Source organism: Rhodococcoides fascians NBRC 12155 = LMG 3623 (assembly GCF_001894785.1).
Taxonomy (GTDB): domain Bacteria; phylum Actinomycetota; class Actinomycetes; order Mycobacteriales; family Mycobacteriaceae; genus Rhodococcoides; species Rhodococcoides fascians.
In genome coordinates this window covers 254702-266049 of record NZ_BCWW01000010.1, presented here as the reverse complement: position 1 = coordinate 266049, position 11348 = coordinate 254702, and the positions used below count along the sequence as shown (strand labels likewise).

The following is an 11348-nucleotide window of genomic DNA, read 5'->3' as shown; positions in this document are numbered from 1 at the left end:
CCGACCGCAACGAACTCTTCGCCTCGAAAACCCTCAACGGACGTCTCGTGGCGAAGATGGATTTCGATGCGATCACCGGAGAAAAGCTGCTCACCGCACTTTCCCCGTTGACCGAACCCCACCCCGCAGCCGACGGCACCCAAGACGACCGCAGCCCCGCCAAGAGACGAGCCGACGCCTTCGGACACATCCTCGACCGCTACCTCGCCACCTCGAATCGCCCCACCGAAGGCGGCGAAAAACCACACGTCAACCTGCACATCCGGCTACAGGACCTCCAAAGCCAGAACAACAGCGACGTCACCGACGACGAAACCACCCGCGCCGCAGCAGAACCCGACTACACCGATCCGGTCGACATCGACACCGGAAACCCGATCCACCCCGACACGGCCGAGTCCGATTCCCAGGGCGAACCAGATCGCCCGACCGCGAACCGGAGCGCGTATCGGGACCTGTTCGGTGACGGCACGTCGGTCGGGTGGCTACCGTGGATGGGACCCCTCTCCCGCAACACTTCCCGCCAGTTGGCGTGTGATTGTGTCCTGACCGCCATCGTCATGGACGAGAACGGCAACCCACTCAACCTCGCCCGCACCGCCCGGACCGTCACCGCCAAGCAGAAACGCGCCTTGACTGCCCGCGATCACGGCTGCGCGTTCCCGGGATGCGGAAAACCCGCCGCCTGGACCGAAGGTCACCACATCTGGCACTGGGCCGATGGTGGCCCCACCGACATGAACAACCTCGTCCTCCTGTGCGGATTCCATCACCGACTCATCCACCACAGTGACTGGGACGTGTTCATCGGCACCGATCAGCACCCCTGGTTCGTACCCCCGGCATCCGTCGACCCGTACCGACGACCCCGACAATCCCACGCACGAGCCGGCCCCCACATCGCATGAGCCCGCGCAAACACGCACCAGCCCCACACAAAGACACCAGCCCCGCACCGAGAACACGGTGCGGGGCCGGAAAGATTGCGTTACAACGATTTCAGAGAGCGGAAGTCCCGTCCCTACTTCTTCGGCTTGTCCGACGAGGACTCCGAGGACAGTGCCGCCACGAAAGCTTCCTGCGGAACTTCGACCCGTCCGATGGTCTTCATTCGCTTCTTGCCTTCCTTCTGCTTCTCGAGCAGCTTGCGCTTACGGCTGATGTCGCCGCCGTAGCACTTGGCAAGCACGTCCTTACGGATGGCGCGGATGTTCTCGCGGGCGATGATGCGAGATCCGATAGCAGCCTGAATCGGCACCTCGAACTGCTGCCGCGGAATCAGTTCCTTGAGCTTGGTCGTCATCTTGTTGCCGTAGGCCGCAGCGGCGTCCTTGTGGACGATCGCGCTGAAGGCGTCGACGGCCTCGCCCTGCAGCAGGATGTCGACCTTCACCAGCGCTCCGCTCTGCTCGCCGATCTCCTCGTAGTCGAGGCTGGCGTATCCACGAGTGCGTGACTTCAGGATGTCGAAGAAGTCGAAGATGATCTCGGCCATCGGAATCGTGTAGCGCAGTTCGACACGAGTCTCCGACAGGTAGTCCATACCGCCGAGCTCGCCTCGTCGCCCCTGACACAGCTCCATGATCGAGCCGATGAACTCGCTCGGCGAAATGATGGTGCACTTGACCATGGGCTCGAACACTTCCCGCGCCTTGCCCTCGGGCCAGTACGACGGGTTGGTGACGATGTGCTCGGCACCGTCTTCCATCTCGACGCGGTAGACGACGTTCGGAGAGGTCGAGATCAAGTCGAGGTTGAATTCACGCTCGAGCCGCTCGCGGGTGATCTCCATGTGCAGCAACCCCAGGAAGCCGCAGCGGAAGCCGAATCCGAGAGCCACGGAGGTCTCCGGCTCGTAGGTCAGGGCCGCGTCGTTGAGCTGAAGCTTTTCGAGGGCGTCGCGCAGGTCCGGGTAGTCGGAGCCGTCGAGTGGGTAAAGGCCCGAGTAAACCATCGGCCGTGGCTCGCGGTAACCGGTCAGCGGCTCGGTAGCACCCTTGCGGAACGTGGTGACGGTATCGCCGACCTTGGACTGACGGACGTCCTTGACGCCGGTGATCAGGTACCCCACCTCGCCGACGCCCAGGCCCTTCGTGGCCTTCGGGTCCGGCGACACGATGCCGACTTCTAGCAACTCGTGCGTCGAGCCGGTCGACATCATCGTGACCTTCTCACGAGGGTTGAGTGCCCCGTCGACCACTCGGACGTAGGTCACGACGCCGCGGTAGGTGTCGTACACCGAGTCGAAGATCATCGCGCGGGCCGGGCCGTCGGGATTGCCCACCGGGGCCGGCACCAGCTTGACGACCTCGTTGAGCAGTTCCTCGACGCCTACTCCGGTCTTGCCGGACACCCGCAGCACGTCGTCGGCCTCGCATCCGATGATGTGCGCGATTTCGGCGGCGTAGCGATCCGGGTCGGCAGCGGGCAGGTCGATCTTGTTGAGCACTGGGATGATGGTGAGCTCTTTGTCGAGAGCCAGGTACAGGTTCGCCAGCGTCTGCGCCTCGATGCCCTGAGCAGCGTCGACGAGCAAGACCGCACCTTCACACGCTTCGAGCGCGCGGGACACCTCGTACGTGAAGTCGACGTGGCCGGGGGTGTCGATGAGGTGCAGAACGAATTCTTCGCCGTCGACGACCCAGGGCAGACGCACGTTCTGCGCCTTGATGGTGATGCCGCGTTCGCGCTCGATGTCCATCCGGTCCAGATACTGCGCACGCATCGACCGGTCGTCGACGACGCCGGTGAGCTGCAACATCCGGTCTGCCAGCGTCGACTTTCCGTGGTCGATGTGGGCGATGATGCAGAAGTTCCTGATCCTGGACGGATCGGTGAACGTCGTGTCGGCGAAGCTGGGCACTCGTATCCTTCGGCTGGCGTGTTCGAAATGAGCGAACGGGTTTCCCTATCGTCCCACGAGCGGAACGGTGCGCCGTCCCCGGCTGTCCGTCGTGGCTGGTCGCCCGGTGAGTCAGGGCGGTTTGTAGCGCTGCCGCCGTGGCTACACTCGCCGCATGGCTGGCAACTGGAGCAGATTCGGCAAGGAACTGGGCAAGATCGCACTGCGCGAGGGCCCGAGGCTACTGCGTCAACTACAGAACTCCGGTGCGCTGCAGAAAGGCAAGGACGCGATCTCCGGAAGCGCGTCGCGCACGCCGGCTCCGGCACCTCGCCCCGGCCGTCCGGTGGCATCGCAGACCAGGCCGACCGCCCAACGGGCGCGGACCATCGAGTACTCCCCCGATCTGGACGGCAAGGCCGATCCGGGTGAGATCGTCTGGACCTGGGTTACCTACGAGGAAGACGCCACTCAGGGCAAGGACCGCCCGGTGCTGGTCATCGGTCGTGAGGGCAACGATCTGCTCGGCCTGATGCTGTCGAGCCAGAGCAGCCGCGACGGCGACCGCGACTGGCAGTCGATCGGATCCGGTGCGTGGGACGCCGAGGGGCGCCCGAGCTGGATTCGTCTGGACCGAGTTCTCGACGTGCCCGAGGACGGTATTCGTCGCGAAGGCGCAATCCTCGGTAGAGCTCAGTTCGAGTCCGTGGCAGATCGGTTGCGTCGGGACTACGGCTGGAACTGACCTCGTGCGCGTTTTGCGTATCCCTGGGTACGCAAAACGCGCACGACGCTAGGCCAGTCGCGTGATCTCCACGACCACGTCGAGAGCCGTCGAACCGCCGCCGGAGAAGATGCCCTTGAGCGGCGGGACGTCGGCGTAATCACGGCCGAGTCCTACCGACACGTGCTGCTCGTTGACGGCGATGGCGTTGGTCGGGTCGTAGCCCCACCACGCACCGGTCCAGGCCTCGATCCAGGCGTGAGACTGGCCCTCGACCGTCGCACCGATCGCGGCCTGCTTCTTCGGATGCAGGTAGCCCGAGACGTACCGACTGGGGATGCCGACGCTGCGCAGCATCAGCAGCGTCAGGTGGGCGTAGTCCTGACACACACCCTTCTTCTCCGACCAGGCCTCCACCGCCGAGGTGTGCACACCGGTGGTACCGGGAACGTACGACATCTCCTGGTTGACCCAGTTGGAGATCTCGACGACCGATTCCTGCGGCGGCAGACCCTTCGACAGCTTTTTCGCGACCGACGCGAGTTGCCTGTTCTTCGGCACGTACTCGGTGTTGTCGAGCACCTCGTTGAAGCGGTCGGTGATCGGGTCGCTGGCCAGCTCCTCCCAGGAGGCGTTCTCGTCGGGGTAGACGAAGGGGTCGGTCTCGACCACCGACGAACCGGTCACCTCGAGCTCGGTGTGCGGCGCGTGCAGGTCGAATGCCGTCACCGCCGTTCCCCAGTAGTCGGTGTACCGGTAGGAGCGGGTCACCGGGTTGGTCTCGACTCGGTTCAGAATGACGTTCTGCCGGTTGTCACTTCGCGGCGTCAGTCGAGCCTCGTTGTACGACGACGTCACCGGTGCGTCGTACTGATAGCCCGTGGTGTGCACGACACGCATACGCCAGCTCACAGTTCACCTTCCAATTGATCTTCGTATGTGCCGGACCCGGCATCGGTCCACGCCACCCACGGCGCGGCATGGAAGTACTGCTTCGAGATCGCCTCGCCGAGTTCGCGGCAGGTTTCCTGCAATGCCAGCAGCCGATCCTGCAGGTCCTCGAGAATTGCACCGGGACGCAGGAATTCGAGCTCACTTCGAGCGCGACCGAGTAGGCGCTGCGCCTCGGCGCGGGCACCGACGCGACTGTTCGGCTGATGATCGAGCTGGTCGAGAGACCGTTCCGCCTCGGTCAGTGCGTAGAACACCGAACGCGGAAAGAGTCTGTCCAACAACATGAATTCCAGTACTCGCTGGGCATCGAGCGCGCCGCGGTAGGTGCGCAGGTAGGTGTCGTGGGCACCGGCCGAGCGAAGCACAGTGACCCACGCCGGCGACGACGGCCGGTCACCGGCTCGCGAGAGCAACAACCGAACGATCATGTCGATGCGCTCGACCGAGCGACCGAGCAGGAGAAAGCGGTAGCCGTCGTCGTGGCTGAGGGTGGAGTCCGCGAGACCGGCGAACATCGCGGCGCGCTCCTCGATGTAGCTGAAGAACTCGGCCGGGCCGGTGCGCTTGGACGCCCTGATGCGCTCGTTCAATCCGTTGTACGTGGTGTTCAAGCACTCCCACATCTCACTGGACGTGACTTCACGCGCACCTCGGGCGTTCTCGCGCGCACTCGACAGTGAGTCCACGATCGAACCCAATCCGTCGCGGCTGAAGGCGACGACCTCGGTAAGCGACCACACGTCGAGCGAGACGTCCGGCTCGTGCTGGAAACCGAGCACTCGCAACAACACTCGCGAAGTGTGGTCGGGATCGACTGTGGCGTCTTCGAGAAGTTGGTGGACGGTGACATCGAGAATGCGGGCCGTGTCATCCGCTCTCTCCACATACCGCCCGATCCAGTAGAGCGACTCTGCGTTGCGCGCGAGCATTTACTGTCCACCGCCGTTCGAGTCCGAGTTCGTTGCCTGCTGCTGTTGCTGCTGCTGCTGATTCATTTGTTGGTCCATCGTCAGCTCCGGGCCTTGTTCGGCCATCGGTGACTCCGGCGGAACGCTGACGATCTCGTCGCCAGCAAGTTCCTGCTCCTCCTGAGAGGTCCGAGTGGCGAGCACCCAGGTGTCCTTGCTGCCACCGCCCTGGCTGGAGTTCACCACCAGGGACCCCTCCGGCAACGCCACTCGGGTCAGTCCGCCGGGCAACACCCAGACGTCGTCGCCGTCGTTGACCGCGAACGGCCGCAGGTCGACGTGGCGGGGTACCAAGCGATCGCCGATCTTCGTCGGCACCGTCGAGAGCTGTACGACGGGCTGGGCGATCCAGCCGCGCGGATCCGCGCGGACCTTCTTGCTGATGGTGGCGAGTTCCTTCGGCGAGGCGTCGGGTCCGAAGACGATGCCGTAGCCGCCAGAACCTTCCACCGGCTTGATCACCAGTTCGTCGATGCGGTCGAGGACTTCCTCGCACTCGTCGTCGAGCCAGCACCGGAACGTGTCGACGTTGGCCAGCAGCGGCTTCTCGCCCATGTAGTAGTCGATGATGGTGGGAACGTAGGTGTAGACGAGCTTGTCGTCGCCGACGCCGTTTCCGACGGCACTCGAGATGACGACGTTGCCTGCGCGGGCGGCGTTGACCAGACCTGCCACTCCCAGCACCGAGTCGGGACGGAACTGCATGGGGTCGAGATAGTCGTCGTCGATTCGTCGGTAGATGACGTCGACCTGACGCTCGCCCTCGGTGGTGCGCATGTAGACGATGTTGTCTCGGCAGAACAGGTCTCGACCTTCGACGAGCTCGACGCCCATCAGCCGAGCGAGCAGCGAGTGCTCGAAGTACGCCGAGTTCGCCACGCCCGGAGTGAGAACCACCACGGTCGGGTCTGCCTCGTTGAGGGCGGCCGATGCGCGCAGTGCCCGCAGCAGGTGCGAGGCGTAGTCGCCGACGGCACGCACGCGGTGACTGGCGAACAGGTCCGGGAACACCCGGGCCATGGTCCGGCGGTTCTCCATGACGTAGGAGACGCCCGAGGGTGAACGCAGGTTGTCTTCGAGGACACGGAACGTGCCCTGCGCGTCGCGGACGAGGTCGATTCCGGCGACGTGGATACGTACGCCGTTGGGCGGGGTGATGCCGACGGCCTCACGGTGGAAGTGCTCGCACGACGTGATCAGCCGTTTCGGAACGACGCCGTCTCGCAGGATTTCCTGGTCTCCGTAGATGTCGGCGAGAAACATCTCGAGAGCCTTGACGCGTTGCTTGATGCCGCGTTCCAGACGCGACCACTCCCCTGCTGCGATGACGCGGGGCACCTGGTCGAGCGGGAACGGGCGTTCTTGGCCGGACAGTGAGAACGTGATGCCCTGGTCGACGAACGCGCGTCCGAGCGCATCCGATCTGGCGTCCAGGTCCACGGCGTTCGCCGGGGCGAGCGCCGTGTGGATTCCTTTGTACGGCGTTCGAGTACGGCCGTCCGAGTCGAACATCTCGTCGAAGGCGAGGCTGTACTTTCCGACGTCGGAGTACCCCCCGAACACCCCGTCTGCATCGGGTTCGACACGATCCGCTGACTTCGTTCTGGTCGCTTTGGCCTTGGAGGCGGCATGCGTTGCCGATCGCGGACTCATCCTGGCAATGTTGCTACAGAGACAGGAGTTAGGCGCGGTAGAAGCGTTAAATTCTTGAAACGGCTGTGGAGGGCGACTCCGAATTGGGTTCTGCCGTCCTGTGCTGGTATTCTCGATCTTCGGCGCAGGGCTCAACGCTCAGCAGCAGACTTCGGGCATTCCAGCATGGATCGCCCTGACCGGAATACCGACGAAGACGACAAGGATTTTACGCGTGGCCAATATCAAGTCCCAGAAGAAGCGGATTCTCACCAACGAGCGTGCACGCCTGCGCAACCAGTCGGTGAAGTCCTCCCTTCGCACCGTCATCCGCTCGTTCCGCGAGGCACAGGCTGCGGGCGACAAGGACAAGGCTTCCGAGATTCTCCTCGATGCCGGCCGCAAGCTCGACAAGGCCGCCAGCAAGGGCGTCATCCACAAGAACCAGGCCGCCAACAAGAAGTCGGCACTGGCTCTCGCAGTCAACAAGCTCTGATCTCGTACTGAGCTCGACCGAGCCCGCTGCATCCGACGAGGACGCAGCGGGCTTTGTCGTGCGCCGGGCACCCCGCTAGCGGTCACCCAACGAGGCGACCTCGGCGACAGCTCGCTCCACCGCGTAGTCCGCGTCCGCTGCCTGACCTTTGACGTCGGCGTTCAGCTGCGCCACCACGCGTAGGGCCTGCGCTATCGAGCGGCCGTTCCACCCGCGCGCTTGGCCCTGCGCCTTCTTGATCTTCCAGGGCGGCATTCCCAGTTCGCCTGCCATCCGGAACGGGTCACCGCGACCGGCCGAGCCGACGAGCGCGATGGTGCGCACGGCATCGGCGAGCGCATCCGCGAGGAGAACGTGTGCCACTCCCCGGTGCATCGCCCACCGCAAGGCTTCGAGAGCGCCGGCTCGATCACCGATGACGGCCTTGTCCGCGACGTCGAATCCCGATACCTCCGCTTTGCCCGAGTAGTACCGACGCACGGCGGCCAGATCGACTTTGCCTCCGGTATCGGAGACCAACTGCGAACACGCCGAGGCCAATTCGCGGAGTTCGTTACCGACGGACTCGACGACAGCCTCGATCACCTCGCCGCTGACGCGGACGTCCGCCGCGCGAAACTCGCCCCGGACAAAATCGATCCGCTCGGCCGGTTTGGTGAGCTTGACGCATTCGTGGACCTGAGCCCCGCATTTCTGGAGGGCACCGACCATCGCTTTGGCGCGGCCGCCGCCGGAATGCATGACCACCACGACGGCACCCTCGGGTGGATCGGTAGCCGCGTCGAGCACCAGAGTGACTGCATCCTTACCGGCCTCGGCCGCCGCCTCGAGTACGACGACACGGTCTTCGGCGAACAGCGACGGACTCAGCAGTTCGGCGAGCTCGGGAGCACTTGCGTCACCGGTCCGCAGCCGGGTCACCGGGAGGTCCTCCCCCGGGATCGCCGCATTCGCACGCACCTGCGTCACGATCGCGGCCACCGCACGATCCATCAGTAGTTCCTCGTCGCCGAGTACCAGATGCAGAGGAGCCACACTCGAAGTCACGACCATGATCGTGCCATGCGCCGCCGACACCACGGACATCCGCTTCGGACCGGCACTCACCACACGACGTGGGCCGTCCACAGCGCCAGAAGTGCAATCGCGAACGTGGCCGACACCCAGCGGAACAACGCCCATCGCAGCGCGCCCAGGAGCGCGACTGTGCCGACGGTCGCCGCCGCGATTCCTCGGACACCCTCGGGAACGACGACCGATGCTGCCGGCACCGACGCGGCACGCTCGGCCACCGTGATCAACCACCACAACGGTGCCGACGCCAGCTGCGCCGTCACGTCGGCCAACGAGGTGCTGACCACAGCCAACACCGCAGTCACGATGCCCACCACGGTGATGGGGGCGACGACCGGCGAGACCAGTACGTTCGCAACCACACCCACCACGCTGAACGTTCCCGCCATTGCCGCGACGACGGGTGCCGTCACCACGTGGGCCGCCGCGGCGACCGCCACCACCTCCGCAGCTGCCCGGGGCCATCCTCGGGCCCGCAGCCAGTCCACCCAGATCGGTGCCACCAGCACCAGCCCCGCGGTGGCGAACACCGACAACACGAATCCGACGTCCACGGCGAGCCGCGGCCACCACCCGAGTAGTGCCAACACCGCGCCGCACAAGGCCGGGACCGCTTGCTTCCGTCTGCCGGTCACCAAGGCCAGCAAACCGATCGACCCCATCACCGCGGCGCGCAACACGCTCGGAGACGGTCGGGCCACGACGACGAAGGCAATCAGAACGACGAAGGCAATCGTGACGGTCGCGCGAGGCCCGATCCCTATGCCGCGCAACACCAACAGCACGGCACCGATCAGGATCGAGAAGTTCGCACCCGACACCGCGGTCAGATGCGTCAATCCCGCGGCTCGGAAGTTCTCGACTACCTGCTCGTCCAATCGTGAGACATCGCCCACGACGAGGCCCGGCAGTAGACCTGCCCGGTCCGACGGGAGCGAATTCTGCGCCACATCTGCCAGATTCGAGCGAAACGAGCCCGCCGCCGACGAGACCGGTCCGGGCTCACCTACGGCCACCGGCGGACCGGTCGTTCGGATGACGGCCACGGTCATATCGGACCTGGTGGGTACCCCGAGCCGGCCCCGGACCGTGATCTGCTGGCCCGGAAGCAGTGCCGACCATGTCGACTCCGGTGCCACGATCGATACCCGGCCGCCGACGTAGAGCGCCTCGCCACCGACATCGACGCGGGTCATCTCCGCCTGCAACATCACCATCGGCGGCCCGGGCGCGGGCAGACGTCGCGGGTCTTCTTCGATGTCGACCACTGCCGTGATCCATGCCCGATTCTGCGCGGCCGCAGCCACTGGATGCTCCGCCACCGAGCGCATCTGGAGCCAGATCGCACCGCCGAAACACAACGCCACGACGATCACCGCGGCCGCCCCGGACCACACGTGTCTCGCGGTGTCCGCTCGACCCTTCGAGATCCTCTGCAGCACAACGGCTCCCAGCACCACGATCGCGCACGTCACCACCGTGGCCTTCACCGCCGCGCTCGGACCGGCGAGAATACCGGTCGCAGTGATCGACCAGGATGCCGCTGCCGCCGGAATCAGGCGGATGTCGAAAGGAACTGGTTCCTCGGAGTCCGTCGACGACGGCACCCCGGTCACGAGACTCGGACCAGGTCGCGAATCTTGGTGAGCCGGCCCGGGCCGATACCGTCGACCTCGGCGAGCTGATCGACCGATACGAAGCGGCCGTTCGTGTCTCGCCAGCTCACGATCGACGTTGCCGTCACCGGTCCCACACCGGGCAGCGCGTCCAATTCTGCGACCGTGGCCGTATTGAGGTCCACAGCCCCGCCGGCGGCCGGGCCCGCCTGGTCCGTCGTCGAACCGGCACCACTGTCGGGCCCTGCGCCCTGACCCGACGTGGTGCCGCTGACCGGAGGGGCCGCCGGAGCCGGGACCAGCCCCACGACGATCTGATCGCCGTCCGACACCCGAGCTGCCATGTTCAGCGCCAACAGATCGGCACCCTCCACGGCCCCTCCCGCTGCGGCCAAGGCGTCGGCGATGCGCGAGCCCGGTTGCAGCCGAACGAGACCGGGATGCGCGACGAGTCCGACGACACTGACGACAAGTTCTGTTTCCGCGACCGGTGCCGTGCCGGCCGTCTTGTCCGGCGACCGGCCCACCGACCCGGATTCGGACATCGCCGAGTCCGGCGCGCGGGTATCGGCGGCGTCGGTGGAGACCACCGCCAGTGGTGGTGCGGGCGCAGGCGTCGGCGCATCTCGAAACACCGCGAAGCCGGCGACGAGGACCACGAACACACCCGCCGCCGCCAACGCCTTCACACCGGGTCGGCCGGGATCCACCCGCGCGAATCGCCACCGCTGCGGTAGCAACGACGACCATGGTGATTCGGGACGCTGCGCGGCAGGAAGCAGCCACTCCGGATCGGGACGCACGACGCCGTCCTGGTATTGCCCGATCGGCGGCTCGCCCTGGGGGTCATCGAATTCGTCGACTCGGCGCGGCTCGGCGCGCGCGGAATCATTCTGCCTCCGCACGGAATTCAATCGTGCCACCGTGTGTGCCCGATCGTCGTCGCCGCCCATGTCTCAGGACGCTAGCGCCTTCCGGACGAACCCGACCGGGGCGAACGGTGGTCGCGAACTGCCCTGTGCACAACCGAGAGTCTGTGGAT

General features: G+C 65.5%; 10 protein-coding genes. 3 read left to right on the top strand and 7 right to left on the bottom strand.

The window, feature by feature from the left end:
- Positions 1 to 908 (top strand): HNH endonuclease signature motif containing protein (locus RFA01S_RS21190; protein ID WP_139278486.1); only part of this gene is annotated, 908 nt, incomplete at its 5' end.
- Positions 909 to 1021: 113 nt separating this feature from the next.
- On the opposite strand, the gene lepA is transcribed toward RFA01S_RS21190, so the two are convergent.
- Entirely contained in the window at positions 1022 to 2869 is a 1848-nt protein-coding gene (lepA, locus tag RFA01S_RS21185; RefSeq protein ID WP_045194648.1) for a translation elongation factor 4, read from the bottom strand.
- Between the two features lie 148 nt (positions 2870 to 3017).
- On the opposite strand from lepA, the gene RFA01S_RS21180 reads away from it, so the two are divergent.
- A complete protein-coding gene (locus tag RFA01S_RS21180; protein ID WP_027497518.1) occupies positions 3018 to 3587 on the top strand; it encodes a type II toxin-antitoxin system PemK/MazF family toxin in 570 nt (189 codons plus the stop codon).
- A gap of 48 nt (positions 3588 to 3635) precedes the next feature.
- On the opposite strand, the gene RFA01S_RS21175 is transcribed toward RFA01S_RS21180, so the two are convergent.
- From RFA01S_RS21175 to RFA01S_RS21165, 3 genes are read right to left on the bottom strand one after another with little or no spacing between them, the layout of a single operon-like run.
- Positions 3636 to 4478 (bottom strand): transglutaminase family protein, encoded by an 843-nt coding sequence (locus RFA01S_RS21175; RefSeq protein ID WP_196248540.1) that lies wholly within the window; start codon positions 4476 to 4478, stop codon positions 3636 to 3638.
- The gene (locus tag RFA01S_RS21170; protein ID WP_032368183.1) at positions 4475 to 5449 is read right to left on the bottom strand and encodes an alpha-E domain-containing protein; all 975 of its coding nucleotides are present in this window, start codon (positions 5447 to 5449) and stop codon (positions 4475 to 4477) included. The genes RFA01S_RS21175 and RFA01S_RS21170 overlap by 4 nt, the downstream gene beginning before the upstream one ends.
- Positions 5450 to 7000 carry a circularly permuted type 2 ATP-grasp protein gene (locus RFA01S_RS21165; protein WP_230591495.1) on the bottom strand — a complete coding sequence of 517 codons (1551 nt, stop codon included), beginning with the start codon at positions 6998 to 7000 and terminating at the stop codon, positions 5450 to 5452. It abuts the gene before it with no gap.
- Between the two features lie 355 nt (positions 7001 to 7355).
- Between RFA01S_RS21165 and rpsT the strand changes: the two genes are divergently transcribed.
- Positions 7356 to 7616 carry a 30S ribosomal protein S20 gene (gene rpsT / locus RFA01S_RS21160; protein ID WP_027497522.1) on the top strand — a complete coding sequence of 87 codons (261 nt, stop codon included), beginning with the start codon at positions 7356 to 7358 and terminating at the stop codon, positions 7614 to 7616.
- A gap of 75 nt (positions 7617 to 7691) precedes the next feature.
- Here the strand turns inward: rpsT and holA are convergent, their stop codons facing one another.
- Genes holA through RFA01S_RS21145 form a run of 3 tightly spaced genes read right to left on the bottom strand, consistent with a single transcriptional unit; the run spans position 7692 to position 11259 of the window.
- The gene (holA, locus tag RFA01S_RS21155) at positions 7692 to 8669 is read right to left on the bottom strand and encodes a DNA polymerase III subunit delta (RefSeq protein ID WP_179271311.1); all 978 of its coding nucleotides are present in this window, start codon (positions 8667 to 8669) and stop codon (positions 7692 to 7694) included.
- 50 nt (positions 8670 to 8719) lie between these two features.
- Positions 8720 to 10306, bottom strand: a complete 1587-nt coding sequence (locus RFA01S_RS21150; protein WP_139278485.1) for a ComEC/Rec2 family competence protein — start codon at positions 10304 to 10306, stop codon at positions 8720 to 8722.
- On the bottom strand, positions 10303 to 11259 hold the full coding sequence (locus RFA01S_RS21145; RefSeq protein WP_072692170.1) for a ComEA family DNA-binding protein: 957 nt from the start codon (positions 11257 to 11259) through the stop codon (positions 10303 to 10305). The genes RFA01S_RS21150 and RFA01S_RS21145 overlap by 4 nt, the downstream gene beginning before the upstream one ends.
- Positions 11260 to 11348: the final 89 nt, after the last annotated feature.